At 58.3% G+C, this 22764-nt stretch carries 22 protein-coding genes; 13 read left to right on the top strand and 9 right to left on the bottom strand.

Annotation, left to right across the window (positions count from 1 at the left end; genetic code table 11):
- The first annotated feature begins 95 nt into the window (after nucleotides 1-95).
- The 8 genes from H567_RS23600 (at nucleotide 96) to fbp (ending at nucleotide 6670) form a co-directional block, all read left to right on the top strand.
- Entirely contained in the window at nucleotides 96-1508 is a 1413-nt protein-coding gene (locus tag H567_RS23600; RefSeq protein WP_051184582.1) for a sigma-54-dependent Fis family transcriptional regulator, read from the top strand.
- A 124-nt stretch (nucleotides 1509-1632) separates the two neighbouring features.
- Nucleotides 1633-1806, top strand: coding sequence for a hypothetical protein (locus tag H567_RS28440; RefSeq protein WP_153306085.1), 174 nt, complete (start codon nucleotides 1633-1635; stop codon nucleotides 1804-1806).
- 383 nt (nucleotides 1807-2189) lie between these two features.
- Entirely contained in the window at nucleotides 2190-2714 is a 525-nt protein-coding gene (locus tag H567_RS0107275) for a DUF2284 domain-containing protein (protein ID WP_028320895.1), read from the top strand.
- A 408-nt stretch (nucleotides 2715-3122) separates the two neighbouring features.
- The gene (locus H567_RS0107270) at nucleotides 3123-3515 is read left to right on the top strand and encodes an NINE protein (RefSeq protein ID WP_028320894.1); all 393 of its coding nucleotides are present in this window, start codon (nucleotides 3123-3125) and stop codon (nucleotides 3513-3515) included.
- A 93-nt stretch (nucleotides 3516-3608) separates the two neighbouring features.
- Nucleotides 3609-4673 (top strand): AI-2E family transporter, encoded by a 1065-nt coding sequence (locus tag H567_RS0107265; protein ID WP_028320893.1) that lies wholly within the window; start codon nucleotides 3609-3611, stop codon nucleotides 4671-4673.
- A 90-nt stretch (nucleotides 4674-4763) separates the two neighbouring features.
- On the top strand, nucleotides 4764-5252 hold the full coding sequence (locus H567_RS0107260) for a response regulator (RefSeq protein WP_028320892.1): 489 nt from the start codon (nucleotides 4764-4766) through the stop codon (nucleotides 5250-5252).
- A 45-nt stretch (nucleotides 5253-5297) separates the two neighbouring features.
- Nucleotides 5298-5462 carry a hypothetical protein gene (locus H567_RS29295; protein WP_153306084.1) on the top strand — a complete coding sequence of 55 codons (165 nt, stop codon included), beginning with the start codon at nucleotides 5298-5300 and terminating at the stop codon, nucleotides 5460-5462.
- A 167-nt stretch (nucleotides 5463-5629) separates the two neighbouring features.
- Nucleotides 5630-6670, top strand: a complete 1041-nt coding sequence (gene fbp, locus H567_RS0107250) for a class 1 fructose-bisphosphatase (RefSeq protein ID WP_028320891.1) — start codon at nucleotides 5630-5632, stop codon at nucleotides 6668-6670.
- Between the two features lie 7 nt (nucleotides 6671-6677).
- On the opposite strand, the gene H567_RS0107245 is transcribed toward fbp, so the two are convergent.
- The 3 genes from H567_RS0107245 to H567_RS0107235 form a co-directional block, all read right to left on the bottom strand.
- Complete coding sequence (locus H567_RS0107245; protein ID WP_028320890.1) at nucleotides 6678-7676, bottom strand: 2-hydroxyacyl-CoA dehydratase family protein; 999 nt, start codon at nucleotides 7674-7676, stop codon at nucleotides 6678-6680.
- A gap of 26 nt (nucleotides 7677-7702) precedes the next feature.
- Nucleotides 7703-8650, bottom strand: coding sequence for a radical SAM protein (locus H567_RS23595; RefSeq protein WP_035253633.1), 948 nt, complete (start codon nucleotides 8648-8650; stop codon nucleotides 7703-7705).
- Nucleotides 8651-8876: 226 nt separating this feature from the next.
- Nucleotides 8877-9581, bottom strand: coding sequence for a Bax inhibitor-1/YccA family protein (locus H567_RS0107235; RefSeq protein ID WP_028320889.1), 705 nt, complete (start codon nucleotides 9579-9581; stop codon nucleotides 8877-8879).
- A 175-nt stretch (nucleotides 9582-9756) separates the two neighbouring features.
- On the opposite strand from H567_RS0107235, the gene H567_RS0107230 reads away from it, so the two are divergent.
- From H567_RS0107230 to H567_RS0107220, 3 genes are all read left to right on the top strand, one after another.
- Nucleotides 9757-10974, top strand: a complete 1218-nt coding sequence (locus H567_RS0107230) for a histidine phosphatase family protein (protein ID WP_028320888.1) — start codon at nucleotides 9757-9759, stop codon at nucleotides 10972-10974.
- A 176-nt stretch (nucleotides 10975-11150) separates the two neighbouring features.
- Nucleotides 11151-11717: a chalcone isomerase family protein gene (locus H567_RS0107225; protein WP_051184580.1), complete on the top strand. Its 567-nt coding sequence runs from the start codon at nucleotides 11151-11153 to the stop codon at nucleotides 11715-11717.
- A 185-nt stretch (nucleotides 11718-11902) separates the two neighbouring features.
- The gene (locus H567_RS0107220; protein WP_028320886.1) at nucleotides 11903-12295 is read left to right on the top strand and encodes a response regulator; all 393 of its coding nucleotides are present in this window, start codon (nucleotides 11903-11905) and stop codon (nucleotides 12293-12295) included.
- A gap of 119 nt (nucleotides 12296-12414) precedes the next feature.
- Here H567_RS0107220 and H567_RS0107215 read toward each other — a convergent pair whose 3' ends face one another.
- Together H567_RS0107215 and H567_RS23590 are read right to left on the bottom strand one after the other, a co-directional pair.
- A complete protein-coding gene (locus H567_RS0107215) occupies nucleotides 12415-14316 on the bottom strand; it encodes a polysaccharide biosynthesis protein (protein WP_035253632.1) in 1902 nt (633 codons plus the stop codon).
- Between the two features lie 143 nt (nucleotides 14317-14459).
- Nucleotides 14460-15221, bottom strand: a complete 762-nt coding sequence (locus H567_RS23590; RefSeq protein ID WP_051184579.1) for an ElyC/SanA/YdcF family protein — start codon at nucleotides 15219-15221, stop codon at nucleotides 14460-14462.
- Between the two features lie 235 nt (nucleotides 15222-15456).
- Between H567_RS23590 and sbtA the strand changes: the two genes are divergently transcribed.
- Nucleotides 15457-15744 carry an SbtA family thio(seleno)oxazole RiPP natural product precursor gene (sbtA, locus tag H567_RS29575; RefSeq protein ID WP_244155434.1) on the top strand — a complete coding sequence of 96 codons (288 nt, stop codon included), beginning with the start codon at nucleotides 15457-15459 and terminating at the stop codon, nucleotides 15742-15744.
- Between the two features lie 352 nt (nucleotides 15745-16096).
- Nucleotides 16097-17713: a thio(seleno)oxazole modification radical SAM maturase SbtM gene (gene sbtM, locus H567_RS23585; protein ID WP_084516994.1), complete on the top strand. Its 1617-nt coding sequence runs from the start codon at nucleotides 16097-16099 to the stop codon at nucleotides 17711-17713.
- A gap of 216 nt (nucleotides 17714-17929) precedes the next feature.
- Here sbtM and H567_RS23580 read toward each other — a convergent pair whose 3' ends face one another.
- From H567_RS23580 to H567_RS0107170, 4 genes are all read right to left on the bottom strand, one after another.
- The gene (locus H567_RS23580; protein ID WP_051184577.1) at nucleotides 17930-20635 is read right to left on the bottom strand and encodes a PEP/pyruvate-binding domain-containing protein; all 2706 of its coding nucleotides are present in this window, start codon (nucleotides 20633-20635) and stop codon (nucleotides 17930-17932) included.
- A gap of 117 nt (nucleotides 20636-20752) precedes the next feature.
- Complete coding sequence (locus H567_RS0107180; protein ID WP_028320883.1) at nucleotides 20753-22009, bottom strand: Glu/Leu/Phe/Val family dehydrogenase; 1257 nt, start codon at nucleotides 22007-22009, stop codon at nucleotides 20753-20755.
- Between the two features lie 23 nt (nucleotides 22010-22032).
- On the bottom strand, nucleotides 22033-22344 hold the full coding sequence (locus H567_RS23575) for a hypothetical protein (protein WP_035253630.1): 312 nt from the start codon (nucleotides 22342-22344) through the stop codon (nucleotides 22033-22035).
- Nucleotides 22329-22754: a hypothetical protein gene (locus H567_RS0107170; RefSeq protein WP_028320882.1), complete on the bottom strand. Its 426-nt coding sequence runs from the start codon at nucleotides 22752-22754 to the stop codon at nucleotides 22329-22331. The genes H567_RS23575 and H567_RS0107170 overlap by 16 nt, the downstream gene beginning before the upstream one ends.
- Nucleotides 22755-22764 lie beyond the last annotated feature (10 nt).

Here is a 22764-nt window from a genome sequence, read left to right as displayed (position 1 = left end):
GCACAGCCTTACGCGCTTTAGCGCGTGTAGATGTTTTCGGAGGTAGAAGACTGAATGATGTGATTTCTATACCTTCTGAGCACAGGAGTGTATTAATGCGTTTGGGGGATGATCCATTTATGCTTATAAATGATACAAGTGAAAATCCTGTATCTCACTTGTGGCATACATTTTATAATGATCCCATTTCATCAACGCTTCTTCTACCATTGATCATGGACAAACAAGATATTGGAGCAGTCGCCTTACATGCTTTTGGAAAGAATAGATACACTGAAGAGCATGCTCATTTGTTTTTGCAGCTCAAAGACCCTTTTACCATTGCCATTTCTAATATTCGCAGGCATGAAGAGATTGTCGAGATGAAAAACATGCTTGCTCGCGAAAACCGTTACTTGCGTGAAAAACTGAATGAATTTGCTGAAAACAGCATTGTCGGGGATTCCGCCCCATGGAGGGCGGTTATGGAGATGGTGCATCTGGTCGGACCTTTGGACAGTCCGGTATTGCTGCAGGGTGAAACAGGAACAGGTAAGGAAGTCATCGCGAATGCCATTCACAGGCATTCGCCGAGGAAAAATGGCCCTTTTATAAAGGTGAACTGCGGCGCTCTGCCAGAGGGTGTTCTTGACAGCGTGCTTTTCGGGCATGAGAAAGGGGCTTTTACGGGAGCTGTTTCCTCGAAGAAAGGGCTTTTTGAACGCGCGGACCAGGGCACTCTCTTTCTTGACGAGATCGGTGATATGCCTTTGCACGTTCAAGTCAGATTGCTGAGGGTTCTTCAAACCCAGGAACTGGAACGTGTCGGAGGGAGTGCAGTGATTCCGGTAAATACCAGAATTATTGCAGCCTGCCAGAACGACCTTTTACACAACGTCAGGGCGAATCAATTTCGTGCTGATCTGTGGTATCGTTTGAATGTCTTCCCTGTCAGTATTCCGCCTTTGAGAGATCGAAAGGGAGATATCCCTGCACTGGTGCGGCATTTCGTTATACGTAAGGCGTATACTTTGAAAATGGCAAATATCCCATTGGTCAGGCCCGGCGCCATGGAAACCCTTCTGGCCTATGATTGGCCTGGAAATGTCCGTGAACTCGAAAATTTGATAGAACGCTCCATTATTCTAAGCAGGGGTGAACCTTTAGAATTTAATTCTATAATAAGCAATAATAAATTTGCGGAATTAAAAACAATAGCGCTTTCGCAGAATAATCATGTAAACGTAGATATTGATAAAGATGATGCAGCTTATCTATATGTCAACAAACAAAATATTTTATTTCAGAAGCCCAAAAAAACTTCAGTGCCCATTGCATTGGACGATAATATAAAAAGTCACATTGAAAATATCCTTGAAATGACCCGTGGTAAAATCCATGGTCCTGGAGGGGCTGCCGAGGTTCTCGGTGTCAATGCTAATACCCTCAGAAGCAGAATGAAAAAACTGGGGATTGCTTATAAAAAACGCGATAAATCCTTCCTGAAACGACCAAAATCGGTGAAATAAAGCCGCTGGCCGTTATCTTAACCCCCGGTCTTGAGGTGACCAAGGCTTCACATTCCTGGGATTCCCTTTTCATCCGGAAATGATTACCCGTAGAACCTGGTTTCCAATCCTGAGATGAGGATTTTTGGCCAATATCAAGGAAATCAATCGTTTGTGCGGAAGCGACCTGGAGGCTGTTTCAAGCAGGAAAACGGGAATGCCAGTTGTTTATGGTCCGGACCGACGGGAAATGTTCAGGATTGTACAGCCGCCTCAGATGATCTCGACAGGTAAAGAGCTTCAGCTCTGCCTGGAGTGAACCGGTGAAAAAGAGGATTGCGCAAATGCGCCTTATATGGTAGAAAGTAAAGCCTCGCTTGGCTAAATGGGTGGTGCATTCAGCAAAACGGCCAGTTGGAGAGAATGTGGCCCTCAATCCCTGACAACTAATAACCTACCAGCAGCACTGATCTTCTGCCCGAAACGCGACGGTTCAACCTCGACCGGGAAATTTTTTACTCTCATCGCCCAGACGCCGATGGATGATCTGCCTCGAATCACGCGCTTGACCAATCTTTGCGGGTGGGGAGTCTTCAGCAGGATTTTCCCAAACAGGCCCGGCGTCCGCCGACTCCTCACCCCGAATCCACTCCGGACCCTGTCTCCAGCACCGGGAAGGCGCTATTGTCTGCAGGGGGAACTATGAACAGGAATCACAACGGAGTCCTGACGAACAGAGATACCCTGGTCAGCCGCGCCATTCAGTTGGGGGCGACCGACGCAAAGATGATCGATACGGCCCGGATCGTTTTCGACGATCGAGCCTATCTGAAATGCCGTTTCGGGTGCGCGCGCTGGGGCCGGTATTGGACATGCCCCCCTAACCTGAGGCTGTCCCCCGATCAATTCATGGCGGCCTTCGACAACTACGAAAAGGCGCTGATCATCCAGTCGTCCGATCCGCTGACCGGGCAGGACATCACCCTAGCCATCGAGAAGGAAGCCATGGCCACCTGCGGTTTGCCCTTCGCCTTCGGGATGACACTGTGCGTCAAGTGTGAAGACTGCACGTTTCCGGAGCCCTGCAGATATCCCCACCTCGCACGCCCCGCCATGGATGCCTTCGGAATCGATATCGCCAAGACTGTCGAGCCGCACGGCTTCAAGGTCAGATACGACGAACGGGGCGGCCTGGTGCCGGTTTGGTACAGCATGGTTCTGCTGTAACAAGGCGTGTGGATCTGGTGATTCTTCTTGAAACCCCTCCTCTCAACTGGTAGTTTCGTAGCCATCCCTTAATGAAGTATGGAGAACGGCCGTGTTTTCAACCGGGAAACAAGGGGCTTTTTTACATCCTTGTTGCGCTCAAACCCGCCCCTGCGGCGCGGGCTCCGCTTTCCTCCGCACGTTGCGCGTTCTCGGCACCAAGCCTTCGGGGCGGGTCCCAAGTTGACTGATATATAAAGGAATCAATCGTTTACGCATCGGCCGCCTGCAGGCTGCCGCGGCATGGAACGGGTGCACCGACGCCTGGATGGGCCGGAAAGACCTTTTCCGGGTGGAAGTCTGGTTCACGAGATCGAAGCGGATTCCGGCAACTCTGATTCAGTGCCGTTGAAGCTTCAGGAGCAAAGAATGGCCAACTCATCGCACAGCGTAGTCCTCGGTTATATCATCTGGATCTTCGGGTTCACCGGATCACACCGGTTTTATTTCGGCCGGCCGATCTCGGGAACGATCTATTTTTTCACCTTCGGCCTGTTTCTGATCGGATGGATCGTCGATCTCTTCCTGATCCCATCGCTCCATCGCCAAGCGGATCTCCGCTTTCGAATGGGCCCGATCGACTACAATGTCGCCTGGCTTTTGCTCACGTTCCTGGGGGTCTTCGGGGTGCATCGGATGTACATGCGCAAATGGATCAGCGGGGTCCTCTACCTCCTTACCGGGGGGCTTTTCTTGATCGGATACATCTATGACTACTGGACGCTCAACGATCAGATCACGCTTATCAACAGCCGCAGGTGAAGGACCGGCGTTGTGCGGCCGGCAATACGGCCCGAACCCGGCGAAGGGTCTGCGGGCGGCTCGTGGAACCATTCGAATCAGGAGCCTCATGAGGTGAGCGGAAAACGCGTAGGCACCGTCCTCTTTTTTATCCTTCTGGTCGGATCGTCCCTGCTTCTCCTCCGGCTCTTCTGGTCCTATCTGCCAGCGATCATGCTTGCGCTCCTCATCGCCGGGATCTTCTATCCCATCCACAAACGCGTCTTGTCCTTTCTTCGGGAAAATTCATCCTTTGCCGCCCTTTCGACCACGCTGCTCGTCCTCCTCGTGCTGGTCATCCCCGCCGGATGGTTTTTCACCATCCTCTCGAACGAAGCCTTCGATTTCTATGTCAATACGCGGGATGCCGTTTCCATCGGGCACCTCCAGGATGTCCTCGAAAGCGACAACATCTGGGTGCAGAGGCTCCGCAGATTTGCCGCGATGGCAGGGATCGATGTCGGTCAGGCCAACGTGGCGAAGCTTTCGAGCGCCGTCGGCAAAAATGTGGGGCTTTTCCTCTACAAGCAGGTCAGCAACGTTGCGTCCAATCTCCTCAGCTTTCTCGTCCATTTTTTTCTGATGATCATGACGATCTTCTTCCTTTTCCGGGACGGCGCACGGCTCAAAAGCTATCTGGTCGAACTCCTGCCGGTGCCGCGGGAGCAGCTCGAAAAAGTGGCCCACACCTTTTACGAGATGGGCCGGGTGATTATCGTCGTCAATGGCCTTTCCGGGCTCACGCAGGGGTTCCTCGGAGGGCTTGGCTTTTTCCTCTTCGGCCTGAAATCTCCCTTCCTCTGGGGAACCGTCATCGCGTTCATGGCCTTTCTCCCGATTATCGGCGCCTCCATTGTGTTCCTCCCCGCCACGGCCATCATGATCCTTCAGGGCCATCTCGCCCCCGGGATCCTCTTCCTCGCGTACAACGTCTTCTACAGCTCCATCATCGAGTACCTGATCAAGCCGCGTCTCATCGGGCAAGGGGTGCACATGAACTCCCTGCTTGTGTTCATCGGCATCATCGGAGGCATCAAATTGTACGGGATCATGGGCATCCTTTATGGACCGCTGGCCATAACGGTTTTCCTGACCCTGGCCGAAATCTACCGGCTTGAATATCAGGAAGGTTCCGTGTAAGGTGAATGCCGTGGCGGCGGAGTCGAATGCTGCAGTTTTCAGATGTTGAAGTTGCACGTGCGATGATCTATCCCGAGGAGGATCGATGGAATGGAACCTGAAAAGATTTTGAAAGGTAAGCGTATTCTCATTGTGGACGATGAGAAGGACATCCTGGAATTTCTCATCGAATTGCTCGATATGTGCAGGATCGATTCGGCTTCCACCTTCGAAGAAGGGAAAGCCTTCCTCGAAGCGAACCACTATCACGCGGCGATCCTGGATATCATGGGCGTGCGGGGCTACGAACTGCTCGAGATCTGCCGGGACAAGGATATTCCTGCGCTGATGCTGACCGCCCATGCCCTTTCCAAGGACAACCTCAAACGATCCTTCGAGGGAGGGGCGTCATACTACGTCCCGAAGGAAGAGATCAACAAGATCGATCTCTTTCTGGCCGATGTCCTCGATGCCCGCGAACGGAAGAAGAACGTTTGGGCCAAGTGGTATGAGCGGCTGAGCGGTTTCTGCGACCGGCGTTTCGGACCGAACTGGAAGGACGAAGACCCCGGATTCTGGGACAACCTGCTCAAATACTGAGTTTCCAACTCCGGGAGGTTCGTTCTTGAGGGTTGCAGCGGCAACATGAACATTCACCTGCGTCGCGGTCTTCGGATCGCCCGGGCGAAAAAGACCGATCGGTTTGCGCTCGGGCAGGATCATCCTTTTTTGATCGAAAACCCGGGTGTGCCGGGCAAGGTTTCCCGGGAGGATATTTTCAGGGCGCTTGCGGCGGACGATGCTGGATGATAGGCCTGCTCCTTGCCGGGCGGGACCCCTGGACAGCCGGCAAAACAGGCGCGAGGGCCGGTGTTTTGCGAAGGGGCCAGTTTTCCCGATGAAGGCAGGGTGAATGGTCTATAAGGCCCCGGGGCGGAGATGCGCACAGAGGCCGGTACACCACTGGAGGAGGGAAGATGAACGCGAAGCGATCTGTCGGAACCACCATTACCGAACACATCCTCACGCAGCAGAGGACGAACCCGGAGGCCACCGGCGCCTTCACGACGCTCCTGAACGAACTGATCGTGGCGGCGAAGGTGATTTCACGCGAGGTCAACAAGGCCGGATTGACCGACATCCTGGGGGACACCGGGCGCATCAACGTCCAGAATGAGCGGGTGCAGAAACTGGACCTTTTCGCCAATCAGGTCATCATCCAGCGTATGCGGCATGTCGGTCAGCTCTGGTGCATGGCATCGGAAGAAGATCCTGACCTCATCGAGATCCCGGCGGAATACCCGCGGGGGAATTACATCCTCGTCTTCGACCCCCTGGACGGATCCAGCAACATCGACGTCAATGTCAGCATCGGAACGATATTCGGCGTCTATCGAAGGCCGGAGGATTCGCATACCAACGAGGTGCTTCTGAATGACGTCCTGCAGCCGGGGGTGGAGCAGGTGGCTGCAGGCTATTTCATCTACGGATCGAGCACGATCATGGTCTACACCACCGGGAGCGGCACCGGGGTGCACGGCTTTACGCTCTTTCCGAGCGTCGGGGAGTTTCTGCTCTCCCATGAGAACATCCGCATCCCCGAGCAGGGCAAGACGTACAGTGTGAACGAGGGAAACTACGCCTATTGGGACGAGCGCACCCGCGGCCTGATCGACTATTTCAAGACGCCGGACAAGGAGACATCCAGGCCCTACACCTCGCGCTACGTCGGGAGCCTGGTGGCGGATTTTCACCGGAACCTTCTGAAAGGCGGCATCTTCATGTACCCTGCCGACCTGAAAGACCCCAAGAAGCCTACCGGCAAGCTGCGCCTGATGGTCGAAGCGAACCCGCTCGCCATGGTCGTGGAGGAGGCCGGGGGCTACGCCAGCGATGGGAATGGACCGATCCTCCAGATCGAGCCCGCGACCCTTCACCAGCGGGTCCCGCTCTTCATCGGCAGCCGCAAGGATGTTCAACTGGCGGAGGATGTCATCAGCGGCAGGCGGGTCCTGTGAAAGGCCATTAGAGCGGCATGTCCTTTCCGCTCTTGAGCATCTCGCAGAAGGTTTCGATTCGAAGGAGGGTCCGATTGTCGAGCGGGCCGGGCTGGTCGCCTTCCAGGGTCAGGATCGGGGTGTCCACGCCCTCGCGCAGGAGGATGTCGTATATCTGACGGTAGCAGAAGGTCTGGGTGTAATGGATCAGGCCGTCGAGCCTGCGCTCAGCGACGGCCGTGCGGATGTCGGCGATCCGTCCGGCCATATCGTAGGGATAGGTGTAGCGCAGGTAGGTCTCCACGAGCCCCTTTCCGCCCGCCGGCATCGAGAACTGGCGCTGCACCTCGTTGAAAACCACCTGGGCGTCCATGGCCTCCACCGCTTCGTAAAACCCGCTGAAAATGGGCGGCACCCCCAGAAAACCCAGCCGGATCCGCGGATCGCGTGAGGGGCGGCTCCGGGCCTTATCGAGAAACGTGTCCAGCCGTGCCTCGAATCCTACCGGATCCTGATCGAAATCCGAACTTCCGACGAGGAAAAGGTGATTCTCGAAGCCGCTGACGCGCCCCTCCCGGTACGTCATCTCATCCAACTGTTTGAGCTTCCGCCTGATCCGGTCCACGTCCCCCCGGGCCTTTTCCACGGACTCGCAGGTAGCGCCGAGGGCCCCGGCAAGGGCCTTCATGCGGCCTCGGAGCGCCCCGGCGGACCGGTCCAGAGGGTACTCGAAGTGGATGATCTCCACGCCCCGTCGCCCCAGGACCTCGCCAAGGGCGATGGTGTTGCTGCAATCGCCCCCCGTCACCGCCACCACACGCCGGAACCCCTTTTCCAGGACTGTCGCATAGATTCCTTTGATCCAGGTGCAGACGTTGCGGGCGAAGCCCGCCTCCTCCGCCTTGGCGACGAGCCGTTTCGGGTCCTCTGCGTTGATGAAGATGTTGTTCAGATCCACGGGCGTCAGGCCTGCCGCGAGGATGATCTCCACCGGTACGGTGGCCGTGATGCCGACCCGTTTGTCCATCGTCTTTTTCCTCGAAAAGAAGCTTGTCAAAGGCCGAAAAAGATGCGGGGCCGCTCCCTGCGGTCCAGACGGTGCAGCCCGGCCGCATGGGCTGCATCCAAGGCGGCGCTGAATTCTGCGGCGGTCAATCGGCGGTCGATCAGCCGATCCTTTCGGGCCTCCCAGCAGGGGCGGTACTGATCCATGACATTCACATAGGTGTCTGGCGAGATCTCGCGCGCCAGGAAGCGCATGATCTCGGCGGTTCCCCCGACGCTGTTGGGCATGACGAGGTGGCGCACCAGAAGCCCCTTGCGGGCGATCCCCATCTCGTCAAGGACCAGGTCCCCAACCTGCCGGTGCATCTCATGCAGGGCTTCCCGCGCGCGTTCGGGGTAATCGTCGGCCTGGCAAAACCGCTCGGCCCACTGCGGATCCCAGAACTTGAAATCGGGCATGTAGATGTCCACGACACCCTCGAGCAGCCTCAGGGCCTCCACCGATTCGTACCCTCCGCAATTGTAAACGAGCGGGAGCGAGAGCCCTTGCGGGACGGCTGCCGCCAGCGCCTCGAGCAGCATCGGCACGATATGGGTCGGCGTGACGATGTTGATGTTGTGGCAGCCCATCGCCGCCAAATCCAGCATCATGGCGGCCATCTGCCCGGGCATGACGTCCACCCCTTCGTTCCCGTGGCTGATCTCGGCATTCTGGCAAAAGCTGCAGAGCAGGTTGCACGAACTCACGAAGATGGTCCCCGATCCGCGGCGTCCGACCAGGGGCGCCTCCTCCCCGAAATGCGCGTTGTAGCTTGCAATGCGGGCCCTGCGGCCGGTCCGGCAGTACCCGGTTTCACCCGCCAGCCGGTTGATGCCGCAGCGGCGGGGGCAAAGCGTGCAGGACTCCATCATCCCGAGGCCGGCTTCGATCCTGCGTGCAAATTCTCCGGTTTCGAACAGACCGACATATCCCGGCACCCATGCTCCCTCGGCCATGTGCCCTCTCCTTCACGAGGTCGATGCCTCACGAAAACAATTCAGCCTGCAACCTGGCTCTACCCCTTCACTCCCTGTCTGATGGAGTTTAGCACTTGGAAAGCTCTCCATGTACGCCATCTTCTGTGATCGGACTGCCTGGCACACAGCCCGCAAAAAACAATCCCCCTGAGGGCTGGACCCCCGGGGGGAGCGTTCCGGGACATCGGAGGAGCGGTGCGGCCGGCTAATCCCTGGTTTGCCCGAAGATGCGCAGGAGCATCAGGAAGAGATTGATGAAGTCCAGGTACAGGGAAAGCGCCCCCAGGATCGCCCCCTTCCGCAGGACCCCCGCCTCCAGATCCGCCGGCTGAGCGAGCGCCATGTTCTTGAGCTTCTGCGTGTCCCAGGCAGTCAGCCCGACAAACACGAAGACTCCGATGTAGCTGATGATGAGGCTCATTCCGCTGCTGCGGATGAACAGGTTCACGAGGGATGCGATGATGATCCCGATCAGGCCCATCATCAGGAATCCGCCGAAAGAGGTCAGGTCGCGCTTCGTCGTCCAGCCGTAGATGCTGCATCCCACGAATGTCCCCGCGCAGATGAAAAAGGTGCTGACGATGGATGTCTGCGTGTAGGCAAGGAAGACGAAGGAGAGAATCACCCCGTTCAACCCGGCGTAAAGCACGAAGAGCCCGGTCGCCGCCCCGGCGCTGAGGCGGTTGATCGCGCCGCTGATGGCGAACACGAGGCCGAGCTGGGCAACGATGAGGACGATCAGCATCAGGGGGTTCTGGACAAGGGCAGCCTGGAGCCCCGGGCTGTTGGCGACGTAATAGGCGACGAAGCCTGTCAGACCGAGGCCCACCGCCATCCAGTTGTAAACGCTGCGCACGAAGCTGTTGACCAGGACCCCGGTCCGGGTCTGTGTCGATGCCGCCGTTACCATGTTTTCAAACCTCCTTTAAATTTGATTAATACCGTTTTATCGGCGCTGCCGCGTGCGCCGCCGTCGAACCCGTTTTCGAGATTTCGAACTATTTTATATATCATAAGGATTTGAAAAGGTTCGTTCAATATTTTTCGGTTGAACTTTTCGCAGTTTGGGCCTATTGGATAGGGTCATGGACCATAACAACCGCCTCTACATCGCGATGGTCGGACTCCCCGCAAGGGGAAAATCGACCATCGCCACCAAGCTTCGTGAAAATCTCGTTCGGGACGGGATCAAGGTCCGCATCTTCAACAACGGCAATCTCAGGCGCCGCTATATCCGGAAAGACACCTCCTATGCGGAATTCTACGACCCGAGGAACCAGAACGGCGTCGCCCTCCGCGAGAAGATCGCCTTTATGAACATGGATATGGCCCGGCGCTACCTCGAAAGCGGCAAGGGTCAGGTGGCTATTCTGGATGCGACCAATGCCAGCGTGAAGCGTCGGATGATGCTGGTCGAGCGCCTGAAAGGGCACCCGCTCCTCTTCATCGAATGCATCAACAACGACCCGGAGATCCTCGAGGCCAGCATTCTGCGCAAGATCGACCTGAATGAGTTCCAGCACCTGTCTGCGGAGGAGGCCGTAGCGAGCTTCAAGAAGCGCATCCGGTATTACCAGAGCATCTATGCCCCCCTATCGGAGGAGCGCAACTTCGTCAAGCTCGACTCCCTCAACAACCGCATCAATGCGGAACGGATACAGGATCCGATTCCCCACTACGACCGCATCCGCGATTTCCTCGTCACCGACACCGTCAAACACCTCTACGTGATCCGTCATGGTGAGACCACCTTCAATCTCGAAAACAGGATCGGCGGGGATTCGGGGTTGACACAAAAGGGGCGTTGGCAGGCGGAGGCCCTGGCTGCGCACTTCAAGCGCAGGAAGATCCCCATCATCTTCACCAGCAAGCGCATCCGCACGATCCAGACAGCACAGCCGATCCAGGCCCTTCAGCCCTGCTGCACGATCATCCCCCTGTCCGAATTCGACGAAATCGACAGCGGCATCTGCGAGTGCATGAGCTATGAAGAGATTCGGCGGGACATGCCGGAGGTCTACCTCGCCCGGCAGGCGGACAAGTATCATTATGTCTACCCGCAGGGCGAAGGGTATGCCACCATGAAAGAGCGGATCGACCTCGGGATCAAGAAGGCCCTCTACCTCAGCTGCAACTCCGAAAACATCATGATCATCGGCCATCGCGCCGTCAACCGGATGATCCTCTCCCACTTTCTCTACCGCCGCCAGGAGGACGTCCCCTATATTTACATGCCCCAGGATCGGTACTACCATATCGTCGCGACACAGGACAGGAAGCTCTTCGAACTGAGGAAGTACTGATCGGATGGAGCCGCACGCGGGTGCAGCGGCAAGAACTTCCCTTGAGCTTGTCCGGAGCGTAAAGGTTTGATGACAGGAGTAAAAAGGGTTGCAGATCGAAGAAGCGTAGCCTATATCGAAGTTCGGGAAAAAGGCTTGCCAACAAAGGTGGTTAAAAGTCAAGAGGAGGGTGAGTGATGATGAAAAGGATGCTCTGTGCGGTGCTGGGTCTGTTGCTTTTGCCGTCGCTTTCTCCCGCATTTGAAACGGGCGGAGTCCAATTCCCCCTCGAACTCGAGGCGGGGGATCGAACCCTTTTGTTGAACGGCGCGGGCCTGCGGAAGAAATTCGTGGTCAAGGTCTATGCCTGCGCCCTTTACCTCACTGCACCCAACAGCTCGGAAAAGGCGATCCTCGAGGCCGACGAGCCTATGGCTATCCGCATGCAGTTCATCCGGGGGGACATCGATCCTGCGACCCTGATCGAAACCTGGAACGAAGGCTTCTCGAAGACCAGCGGGGGGATAACGCCCTCTCTCCAGGAAAGGATCGACGCCTTCAATGGCTGTTTTACGGAAAAAACCCGTGAGGGCGACGTGTGGGACCTCATCTATCTTCAAAAGGAAGGTGTCCGGGTCGTCCTCAACCAGCAGCTGAAAACGACCATCGCCGGCGCTGATTTCAAGAAGGCGCTCTTTGGAATCTGGTTGGGCGATTCCCCGCCGAGCCAGGATCTGAAGCGGGGCATGCTGGGAAACCCCTGACGGCTCATGCGTTGAAGACGGTTTTCTCTGATGCCCGCAGCCGGGGACGGCAGGGATCCAGGGGTTTTTTCGCCCTGCAGAAGACGCTGACAGCATAGAGGGCATTTCCCTCTTGCTTTTTTATAAAAATGCTTTATTAATATAAATCTTTAATTCACTCTACGCGATTGAGCGGGTTCAAAGCTATGCCGAAGACCACCCAGCGAAAAATCCTGATCGTCGACGACAGCCCATCGATTCTGGAAACGCTTGCGGATATGTTCAGGAAGGAGGGCTACACAGTCGCCACCGCCCCGGGCGCTGCCGGCGCGCTGGAACTTCTCAGCAAAGAGGCCTATCCCGTCATGTTCATCGACCTCGACATGCCGGAGACTGGCGGACAAGAGCTTTGCAGGCGGATCCGCTCGACCATGCCTGGGCCCAGGATCTTCGCGATCACCGCTTATCCCAGCAAATATGAATTTTCCGAATGCGTCCGAGCGGGTTTTGACGGGTACTTTACCAAACCCTTCAACAAGAAGCTCCTTCTGACGACCGCACGACAGGCCTTCAAGGAATCGACAGCCAAAAGCCGCTGATCCCCTGCCCATCGATCCTGTTTGCGCTTTTCGAGCAAGCGCCCTGATGAGAAGAAAAAATCCCTCTTCCAGAAACGGAAACGGGTTGCGCTGAAGCGTCATTTTCCTGATGGACGCCGTTATATGATGCACTCCCCATCATCCGCCGCGTATTCGGGCACGCATTCCTTGAATTGAAGCCGGATCCCGCGTCCGTCTTTCGCTTCCGCGAGCCGCGCCATTTCATCGATTTGCCTGGCGATGTAGTTCCCGAAATTGAACGTCTCTTCGAATCTGGCCCTGTAATCGGAATACAGCACCATGATCTTGTCATGGGTGGTCTTGACGATCCCTTCGCCCTGGGTGATCAGCTCTTCGTAGAGCTTCTCGCCCTGGCGCAAGCCTATAAAGGAGATCGGGATGTCTCTTTCCGGCTCCTTTCCTGAGAGCCGGATGAGATCCCGGGCGATGTCCAGAATCCGCACCGGGACCCCCATGTCCAGGATGAATATCTCGCCGCCTCTTCCCAAGGCACCGGCCTGCAGAACCAATTGGCAGGCCTCCGGAATGGTCATGAAAAAGCGGGTGACTTCCGGATGGGTAACCGTAACCGGTCCCCCGCGCGCGATCTGCTCACGGAAAAGAGGCACCACCGAACCGGATGAACCTACGACATTTCCGAACCGCACCGCCATGAAGCGCGTCCCGCTCTCCCGATAGAGGTGCAGCAGCATCTCGCAGACCCGTTTGCTGGCCCCCATGACATTGGTCGGCCGGACGGCCTTGTCCGTCGAGATCATGACGAACTTTTTCACCTGGGCTGCAACCGCGGTTTCCATCAGGATCTTCGAGCCTACGATGTTGTTGTTGACGGCCTCCCAGGGGTTTCGCTCGAGCATTGGCACGTGTTTGTAAGCCGCCGCATGAATGACAACGTCCGGGCGGTATTTTCCGAAGATCTTTTCCATGAGCGTCCGATCCTGGACCCGCCCGAGGACCGTCGCATAGTCGAGATAGCCGACCTTGTGTTTCAGCTCCATTTGGATGCTGTACAGGTTGGACTCCGCAGCGTCCACCAGCACCAGCCTTTCGGGGTGGAAGCGGATCAGCTGCCGGCAGATCTCTGAGCCGATCGATCCTCCTGCGCCGCTGATCAGGATCGTCCGATTCTTGAGGTAATTCTGGATGGCGGTGACGTCCAGTTCCACCGGCTCCCGACCCAGAAGATCTTCGTAGCGCACATCACGCAAGGTTTTGATACTCACGCTCCCGTCAATCAACTCTCCGATCCCGGGGAGGGTCTTGGAAGGAACGCCTGCCTCCTTGCAGGATTCCACAATCCTGCGGATCACTTCCCCCTTCACGGAAGACATGGCGATCAGCAGTTCTTCCGCCCTTGTTTCACCGAGCAGACGCTTCAAATCGGAAACAGGCCCCAGAACCGGAACGCCGTGAATCGTCAATCCTTTTTTATAGGGATCATCATCGACAAAGCCGACGGCCTGGTAGAACATCCTCGGGTTTTCCTTGATCTCCCGGAGGACCTTCTCGCCGAAATTTCCGGCTCCCGCGATCATCAGCCTCTTTTTAAGGGGTGTTTCCCCTTGGGCATGTTGAAAGAAGTTCGAATGGACCGCCTTCTTGACAAAATAGATCCGCACCAAGACCCTTATGCCCACCAGGAAAACCAGCGTCAGGAGGCCGTCGATGATGAACACCGAGCGCGGATATCCTTCGAGCCGGTAGGAGAGCCCCACCACGGCCGTCAGAAGAAGGGAGGAAAGCGCAACGCCGTACAGCAGACGATACAGATCGCGCAGGCTCGTGTAACGCCACATTCCGCGATACATTCCGCAGAAGAGGAAGCACGATATCTTGATCGGGATGACGAGCGGAAGGAGCTGGCTCAGGAGAGGCCATTGGCGCTTCGGTATGGTGAATTCGAAACGAAAATAGAATGCGAGGAAAAGCGCAGCGAGGACCAGCAGGCTGTCGATCGCCAGCATGATATAGAAGTTTCGCCTCTTGAGGAGATTCAGCATACGCATTTCCATCGGAATGGGGAACGGAGGGCCTCCACTCGACTTGCGGCGGCAGCGGCATACGATCCGCCGCATGGGAAAATGCCCGCGCGCCCGCTCAACGCCGTTGCCGTTTCATGCAATGCACAGAGCACGGCACGCTTTCAATGCCGCAGATACGCCCACAGAATACCCAGATACTCATGGATCACGTTGTCGGCCTTGGCCAGGTTTTCGCTTGAAGGATAAAGGTCCTCCGGCGACCAACGAGACCTTCCGGCGGCGCTGTAATCGACAGGCGCAGGGATCGGATGCATCCCAAGACGTTCGAAGAGAAGCATCGCCCGCGGCATGTGCGCCGCGGAAGTCACCATCAGGAAGGGCTCCTCACCGACGATCCGCAGGATAGCCTCCGCCTCCTCTTCGGTATCGCGCGGCGTGCCGCATACCGTCAGGTCGGCAGCCGGGATTCCAAGTGTCTCGGCCGCCTCGGCCATCGTTGGACCGCTTCCGGCTTCACCCAGCCATGTCCCTCCAGAGACGATGAGCCGGCCATCCTCGAGACCGTGATAAAGCCTGATTCCTTCGAGCAGCCTGGTCGCGCTGACAGGCCTCAGACGCGCCGTTGCGGGGAGGTTGTCCGCCTCGATGCTCCCCCCGCCGAGTACCGCAACATAACCGACTTTCTGTGCCGGATCAAGCTCCATGACCGGCATGTGGCGCTGTTCCAGGCATCGGGCGAGAAAGTCCGGCACGGGTGAATAGGCAAAGATCAGAAGCCAAAAGGTGCCGATCGACACCAGCAGGCGCCCTGCCTTGCGCCGCCTCGCCGTCCACAGGAGCACCAACCCCAAAACCAGAAAAACGGTCGAAACAGATAGCGGCAGGAATAGCGGCGACACCGCTTTTTTCCAGAAAAAGAGCATCGAGCATCACCTCCAGCTTCTATTTGGGCCGGCTCAGGACCCGGCTGCGCCCCGAGGGGAAGCGAAGCGTTCACGAAACGGACTCTTAGCGGGCATTCCGGCGAATGTCAAGAAGCAACAGGCATGGATTGCATGCGCAGCGTTATCGGTGTATCATGGAGGCAACGGGGGGAGGTATCGGATTGAACGAATCATGGCCAACAACTGAACACCCTGTTCTTTCGAGAGGTAACCCATGGAATTGAAAGAAATCAAGAAGGTGCTTTCCGGCGTCTGCGTGGCGACCCTCATATCCGGCGCGGGGCTGGTCTTTGCCGGATCCTCGAGTGGCTGAGGGGGCGCCAAAGGCGGTGCAGGCAGCACCCAACCACCTGGAAAAGCGGCCGGTTCCTCGGGGTGAGGCGGGCAGCAAAGCGGCGCTGGAAGCGCCCCGCAAGCCCAACCCGGTGAAGCCGATCAAAATGCAACCCAACCTGCCGGAGAAACGACGCAGCCACAAAAACAGCCCGGCCAAAGCGGCTGAGGCGGCAGCAAGAAGTAGTGCGGTCCGCACTGCGAAGCTTTTTTTTGTAAGGTTTTTTGTGATCCTCCCCCCGTCCCACGCACATGAAACGCGCAATGTGGAGATTCGGTGAAACACCAGGAATGTTTCCAGAGTGTTCCTGCGCGAGACAGGCATGCGGTGTTCTTTGTTCAACCTATACGGTTGAAACGGCGGCCTGCGCCAAGGCCTGACTCGATGGCCATCGAGTTTTCGACCCCTTTCCGTCAGGGAGGCTGCCGGGAAATTCCGCCGTCATTGCAACGCCCCAGCCGGCGGCAGGCTGACGAAGCCGGGCCGCGAAGCGGCCTGGCGGCCTGGCGACCGCTTTTCGATGATATCGGATGAACGCGGTGAGAGCAGAATGGACAGCGAAGCGGAACGACCCTTTCGGACACAGTTTCCTCATTGCCGGCGATTGGTCGGCGAGTCCCGCTGGCGTCAATTCGAGGGATCCTGCCCGAGCCCGCCCGGCTCGGAAAGCTTCTACCAAACCCTGCAGGATATGTTCGAAGAAAGGCCCTTTATCGGGGACCTTGCGCGGCTCGAAGGAGCGATCGGGGAGGCGGCTTCGATTCAGCTGCCGGCGCGCCGCTCATTCGAGCGGATCGCCGTCAATCCCACGCTGAGTCTTCTCGATCTCGGCTGGAAGCATCTCCCATCCCTCATGAACGATCCTGATGGGGCCCCCGAACCGCAAAAGGGGCGCGAGTTCGTGCTTGCGTATCGCCACCCCGAAAGCGGCGACGTCATTTTCCGCGCAGCCGGGAATGACGATCTTCTCGCCTTGAAATTGCTCGCCGATGAAATCCCCCGGAAACAGGCGGCGGAAGAGGCCGGCATCCCGCCGGCGGCCCTGGATCAGGCGGTCGACCGAGCGGTTCGGACCGGTCTGCTGATCGCCCCGCCTTCCGCGATCAGGCGGAGCGAAACGCTGTTTTCGATCCCCGAGGGGTTTGAAGAGCGTTTCCTGACGGCCGACGTGTTCACGCTTCAGTGGCACATCACCCAGGCCTGCGACCTCCATTGCAGGCACTGTTACGACCGCTCGGCAAGAACCTCCCTCCCTTATGAAACGGCGCTCGGCGTCCTGGAGGGGTTCTACGGCTTCTGCGAAGCAAAGCACGTCCGCGGTCAGATCTCTTTTACGGGCGGGAACCCCCTCCTCCACCCTCGCTTCCTCGAACTCTACCGGAGGGCGTCCGATCTGGGCTTCGCCCTGGCCGTCCTCGGAAACCCGGCTTCGCGCGAAGACATCGAAGCGATTGTCGAAATCGAAACGCCCGTTTACTACCAGGTGAGCCTCGAGGGGTTGAGGGAGCACAATGACGCGGTCCGGCAGGCGGGCCATTTCGACCGCACCCTCTCCTTCCTGGAACTCCTGCGGGAGTTCCGCATCTACTCGATGGTGATGCTCACCCTTACCGACGCGAACATCGATCAAGTGCTGCCGTTGGCTGATCTCCTGCAGGGGCGGACCGACCTGTTCACCTTCAACCGGCTTTCACTCGTGGGGGAAGGAGTGCACTTGCGGCTGCCTTCGCAGGAGGCCTACCGAAGGTTTTGCGAGGCCTATCTCGAGGCGGCGACGAGAAACCCTGTCATCGGCGTGAAGGACAACCTTTTGAACCGTCTGCTGTACGAAAGAGGAAACGGGGTTTTCGGTGGGTGTGCCGGCTATGGTTGTGGAGCGGCATTCAACTTCATGACGGTGCTTCCGGATGGAGAGGCCCACGCCTGCCGCAAATTTCCCTCCCCGATAGGAAATGTCCTGACGTCAAGCATCCTCGAAATCTATGAGGGTGAGGCGGCCGGTCTTTACCGCGCAGGCTCCGAGGCCTGCGCGTCCTGCGCGATACGTCCTGTGTGCGGGGGGTGCCTGGCGATCGCTTACAGCTCTGGGATCGACATCTTTCGGGAGCGTGATCCATTCTGCCCGGGGCCTCTCTAGAGGATCCTTTCCAGACCCCTCCCGGGAGCCCGCCGCTCTGCGGCGGGCTCGTTCGGCGCAACGTCCGCCTCATCTCAGCCGAATCACCGTTTTAAGGATGGTCACTCTTCTTCCTTAAACAGCAAACGCCTCGTCTCACCAGACCCTGAATCTTTCAAAAAATCCCCTCTGTCTTTGAAGGCGGCAGTCGATCCCCCTCAGCCGTTGCAGTTTCGTTTAGGGCAGGTAGTTGAACTTCGCGCCTTTGGTGGAATCCTTCCCGGCCTCCGGGGGTTTTTCGTCGGCCGGTTCATCCGGGTCATCGGCGGGGGTCAGGTAGCAGAGTGCGCTCCCGGTCCTGGCATCAGCGATGAGCCGCGCGCTCAGCCCGGCTGCCGCTGAAGGGACGTGGATCAGCTTGATGACCCCCTCGAACCCTTCGGCCTCGGGGAGCAGGCGCAGAAGGTCGTTTCGAGCGCCGTCGAAGAAGCTCCGGTTGAAGGCCGTTTCCGATTCATCTGGATAGAGCGGCAGATAGATGATGCGCGATTCCACCAGATCGAGAAAAAAGTGGGTTCCGTAGGAGACATCCGGTACATGCCCGTGCTCCTCCCGGGCCATCTCGACGAGGATCGCCGCATTGTTGATGTCGGAATAAGTGGCGTTCACTCCGAGGTTGATGTTCGAACTCCCCCAGCGGCCGGGGCCCATCATCATGATCCGGTGGGCGGTAAACTCCGGGTGGCGGTTCAGCCGCCCGACCATCCGTCCGACCACGCGTTTGGCCTCGAGCGGGGTTTGGCTGGCATAGACCTGGGGATCGATGTAGACGATGTAGCGGATATCGCGGACCACGCCGCCCGAGATCGTACGGTTGGCCCTGAAGAGAATCCGTTCGGGCGCGATGTCGACCGGGATCCTGGCCGAGGCCGCCGCGCCGGGCAGGCGCATGGGCCTGCACTGCAGCAGGTTGACCTTGATCTCGCCGTCGGGCGCCACGAAGGCCGTAAATTCAGTATCGACGGTATAGCCGTAGGCCGCCTCCAATTTGGCGAGGAGATCCCGCATGATGGGGACGAAGCGCGTGCGGGCGATCAGACGGTCGAAGGTGAGCACCGGTTGCTCGAGATCGGAAAGGCTGTCGCCCTCGACCTCTTTCAGGAAGCCTTCCTTCATGTCGGATGCGAAAAAGCAAAAGGACGGGAAGCCGTCCGCGCCCACGGCCTCAGGCATGGGAAGGCTTCGCAGGCGGTTTTCAGCGATGTCCAGGACGTCCATCCGATGCTGTGAATAAACCGCCAGCTTGTGAGGCGCCTCCGGGCGCAGCTTCGGGTGGCTCACGGCGATCAGACGCGTGTAATCCCCCCCGAGCCGATTGACCGCGCGGGTCCCGAGGCCCAAAACCAGGCGGATCATCCCCTGCTCAGGGTCGATGCGGTCCGTCCACCGGTAGAGGTTGTGGGAAAAGGCGACCCCGGCAAGCGGAGGAAAAAAATAGTGCCGATGACGCATCCCGGATACGCGCTGGATCAAAATCGCCATCTGCTCGTCGGACTCCCCGAGCCCCCTCTGACGTCTGTAGGCGAGGGCGTCGGGATTCACCGCACTCGCATAAACGAGCTTGATCGCCTCGAGGAAGGCCTCCATGCGGTCCTCGGGGCTGCCCTGGTTGACGCAGAATTCACTCCGGTATTTTCCCGCGAAGGCGTTCCCGAAGCCGTCCTCCAGGAGGCTGCTGGAGCGCACAATGATCGGGGCCTGTCCGAAGTAGTCCAGTAGGTCCTTGAATTGCTCCATGATCTCGGCCGAGAACCCTCCCGCCCTGAAACGGTCCTCCACCGCCTCGAACTCCTCGGGCAGGATCCGGGAGTTGCGGGTGAGGCGCAGACGCAGTCTGAAGAGTCCATTGTTGACGAGAAAGGTGAAAAAGACATCGGATCCCACAAAGAAGGAGTCGTGTTCCTCCAGGACCTCCGAAAAATCGACCGGCCCGGGGTCCGAAAGCAGAATGCGGCGCGCCAGGAGCATCCCGGCTGCCTTTCCGCCGATCCGCCCCGAACCGATCAGGCGGTTGCGGATCGCCAGCAGATCATGGATCGTCAGATAGCGCTCCGCCAGCCGCCGGAACTCGGGATAGGGTCCGATCAGCATCTGAGCCAGTTCCATCTTGAGCGCCTGGACCTCCACCGTGCCTTCGAGGCGCTCGAGCTCTTCGGGATCGTACTGGGAGAGCTTCCGATAGACGCTGTGCCAAGGGGCGATGGAGTCCGCCTTGATCTTGAGGGGCGATTTGCTGGCCGAAATCAGGATGCTTGAAGCATCTCCGCTCCGAAAGACCGGGGTGAGCGTTTCCCCCGTGAAGATATGCGGCAGGAACATCTCGGAGGAGTAGCGGTCGAACACCTTGATGGGGTGGATGTAGAGGTCGTTCTGAACGTGGTAGAGGTCGATGACGACCTGGGAGGTATCACGAATCCGCGCGACGGCGCTGTGCGAATGCTGCCCGCGCTTTAGGGCAAAATAGGCCACCGTGTCAAGTTCGTGGAGATAGGGGCAGGTGACTTGGAAGAAGTTCGCCAGGAGCTCGTCCGTCGCCCACTCGCCCACGAGCAGGGAGAGGTTGTCGAAGACGTAAAAGACGCCGGCCCCCTGCTCCTCGATGACCTTGTTCACCTGGGCGCTGAACAGATCGAACCCGGGGCGCGGATCGACCTCGATCGTCTGGAGCCCCGGCTTCTCCGGGATGATCCTCTGGTGCGGGGCGAAGCGCAGATACACCACTTTGCGTCCATCGTGCAGAGCCTGTTGCACGAAGGGGCAGGCCACCTTGAGATAGTTCTCGAGCCGATCCACCTGGAAGACGACGTTGTCCCCCAGGCGCAACCCGCCGAGCACCTGATTCAACGCCGGGATGCCGCTGTCAACCGTCTTGGTCTGCAACATGGAGGCCTCGTCCGCAAATGCTGTGCCGCTCCGAGACCCCGGCCGCCGCCACAGGACCCGCCACGAAGGCGGCGGGTCGCTGAACGGCGGTCGGGCCTTACCGAACCGGTGCGCCTGTTAGACCCACCCGCGCACTTTCATGGCTTCCACCACCCGGGCAACCGCCACGGCGTAGGCCGCCTTGCGCATGTTGATGGCGTGCTTCTCGCTCATCTCCGCCACCTCGTGGTAGGCGCGCGTCATCCGTTTGTCGAGCTTCTCGTGGACCTCTTTTTCGTCCCAGTAATACATGGAGGCGTTCTGCACCATCTCGAAATAGGAAACGGTGACGCCGCCGGCATTGCAGAGGAAGTCCGGGATGACGTGCACGCCCTTTTCGTAGAGGATCTCGTCGGCCTCGGGCGTTGTCGGACCGTTGGCGAGTTCCATCACGATCTTCGCCTTGACACGGCCGGCGTTCCGCTGGGTCAGCGTGCCCTCGAGGGCCGCGAGTACGAGCACGTCCACGTCCATTTCCAGCAGTTCGTCACTCGTGATGCACTCGCCGCCCGCGCACTCCAACACGGTGGAGGTGGCCTGTTTGTGCTGGTTCACCGCCATGGCCGAAAAACCGCCCAGGCAGCAGACCGCCCCGCGCGAATCGCAGACCGCCACGATCTTCGAACCGAACAGGGATTCGGCGAGCGAAGCCGCGAAGCTGCCCGCGTTTCCGAACCCCTGCACCGCGATGGTCGCCTTTCCCAAATCGAGGCCGATTTTCTTCGCCGCCTCGCGCAAGGTGTACAGACCGCCCCGCGCCGTCGCGTCGCCGCGCCCCGGGGAGCCACCGATCACCAGGGGCTTGCCGGTCATGACCCCGAACTGATTCTTTCCTACGATGGAGGAATACTCGTCCACCATCCAGGCCATCACCTGCGGATTGGTGTAAACGTCCGGCGCAGGCACATCCTTGTCAGGGCCGATGAAGGACGCGATGGCCTTGATGTAGCCGCGGCTCACCCTTTCCAACTCCTGCTGCGAGAGCTCCTTGGGGTTGCAGATCACGCCGCCCTTCCCGCCTCCGAGCGGAAGGTCGAGCAGAGCGCACTTCCATGTCATCCAGGCGGCGAGGGCCCTCACCGTGTCGATGGTCTCATCGGGATGGAAGCGGATGCCGCCTTTTGTCGGCCCCTTCGCATCGTTGTACTGGACGCGGTAGCCCTTGAAGAGCCGGGTGGTGCCGTCATCCATGTGAACCGGAAAGGTTACATGAAACTCCCGCATCGGATGCAGAAGCCCCTGCCGAGTGCTCTCGTCCAGTTTGAGGATGTCGGCGCAAGCGTTGATCTGCCGCTGTGCGATCTCGAAAGGATTGTCTTGGTTGCCGGTGGACATGGTTTCAATACCTCCTGAAAGATTTAGAGTGAACCTTTTTCCGTAAGACGTTTGGCGTGGTCGAGATGGTGTTTCAAAATCCACATCTTCTCGAGGAACTCGGGCCATCCGCAGGCGGGAGTGAATCCCTCCCGAGCACTCGGATGCACGACCACGTTCTCGACCACATTTCCCTGGAACTCCTGCCAGATGTCGCCCCAGCTGTCCTGGGCGCCCTGGATCAGAGACCCCATGACGTTTCTGAAATGGCGCTGCCTTTCCTCCGGCGAAAGCTCCCGGTGCGCCGCTCCCTGTTCTGTACGCGCGCTTCCGACCAGCCTCAGCTGTTTTTCCATCGCTCCGCCTCCCTTCCGTCTTTCTCCCTGCCGATATCTCCCTCGCAGAGACGTTTCGCATAGTCGATCTTCACACCCAGGACATGCAGCTTTTCGAGGAGTTCGACCCTTTCGCCGACGAGCCGAAGAGACTCGGAGCCTTCGGCATCGTCCAAAATCTCCATGCAGCTGCGCGGATCTTCCAGAGCGAGCCAGATCTCCTTCCAGAGGCCGATCGCCTCGGCAAGCACGCTCGCAGCCACGCCCCTGAAGTGCCGGAGCCTTGCATTGGTGCGCTCGATCTCCCGCCTCTTGGCGGCGTCATCTTGCGTTTCCCCTTCGCGCGCCCGGGCCTTGGCGGTTTCGTTCATCGTGACCACCCTCTCAAGCATGTTCCAGTTCCATGGCGTGACGCGCTGTTTCCGGCTCATCACCGGTGCG

Source organism: Desulfatiglans anilini DSM 4660 (assembly GCF_000422285.1).
GTDB lineage: Bacteria > Desulfobacterota > DSM-4660 > Desulfatiglandales > Desulfatiglandaceae > Desulfatiglans > Desulfatiglans anilini.
This window is presented reverse-complemented; position numbering and strand designations above follow the sequence as displayed.

Bases quoted from the DNA above. Each gene is read 5' to 3' on its own strand.
- H567_RS23600 (WP_051184582.1), top strand. From the start codon at position 96: ATGCGTTTGGGGGATGATCCATTTATGCTTATAAATGATACAAGTGAA.
- H567_RS0107275 (WP_028320895.1), top strand. From the start codon at position 2,190: ATGAACAGGAATCACAACGGAGTCCTGACGAACAGAGATACCCTGGTC.
- H567_RS0107270 (WP_028320894.1), top strand. From the start codon at position 3,123: ATGGCCAACTCATCGCACAGCGTAGTCCTCGGTTATATCATCTGGATC.
- H567_RS0107260 (WP_028320892.1), top strand. From the start codon at position 4,764: ATGGAACCTGAAAAGATTTTGAAAGGTAAGCGTATTCTCATTGTGGAC.
- H567_RS29295 (WP_153306084.1), top strand. From the start codon at position 5,298: ATGAACATTCACCTGCGTCGCGGTCTTCGGATCGCCCGGGCGAAAAAG.
- fbp (WP_028320891.1), top strand. From the start codon at position 5,630: ATGAACGCGAAGCGATCTGTCGGAACCACCATTACCGAACACATCCTC.
- H567_RS0107245 (WP_028320890.1), bottom strand. From the start codon at position 7,676: ATGGACAAACGGGTCGGCATCACGGCCACCGTACCGGTGGAGATCATC.
- H567_RS23595 (WP_035253633.1), bottom strand. From the start codon at position 8,650: ATGGCCGAGGGAGCATGGGTGCCGGGATATGTCGGTCTGTTCGAAACC.
- H567_RS0107235 (WP_028320889.1), bottom strand. From the start codon at position 9,581: ATGGTAACGGCGGCATCGACACAGACCCGGACCGGGGTCCTGGTCAAC.
- H567_RS0107230 (WP_028320888.1), top strand. From the start codon at position 9,757: ATGGACCATAACAACCGCCTCTACATCGCGATGGTCGGACTCCCCGCA.
- H567_RS0107225 (WP_051184580.1), top strand. From the start codon at position 11,151: ATGATGAAAAGGATGCTCTGTGCGGTGCTGGGTCTGTTGCTTTTGCCG.
- H567_RS0107220 (WP_028320886.1), top strand. From the start codon at position 11,903: ATGCCGAAGACCACCCAGCGAAAAATCCTGATCGTCGACGACAGCCCA.
- H567_RS0107215 (WP_035253632.1), bottom strand. From the start codon at position 14,316: ATGCTGAATCTCCTCAAGAGGCGAAACTTCTATATCATGCTGGCGATC.
- H567_RS23590 (WP_051184579.1), bottom strand. From the start codon at position 15,221: ATGCTCTTTTTCTGGAAAAAAGCGGTGTCGCCGCTATTCCTGCCGCTA.
- sbtM (WP_084516994.1), top strand. From the start codon at position 16,097: ATGATATCGGATGAACGCGGTGAGAGCAGAATGGACAGCGAAGCGGAA.
- H567_RS23580 (WP_051184577.1), bottom strand. From the start codon at position 20,635: ATGTTGCAGACCAAGACGGTTGACAGCGGCATCCCGGCGTTGAATCAG.
- H567_RS0107180 (WP_028320883.1), bottom strand. From the start codon at position 22,009: ATGTCCACCGGCAACCAAGACAATCCTTTCGAGATCGCACAGCGGCAG.
- H567_RS23575 (WP_035253630.1), bottom strand. From the start codon at position 22,344: ATGGAAAAACAGCTGAGGCTGGTCGGAAGCGCGCGTACAGAACAGGGA.
- H567_RS0107170 (WP_028320882.1), bottom strand. From the start codon at position 22,754: ATGAGCCGGAAACAGCGCGTCACGCCATGGAACTGGAACATGCTTGAG.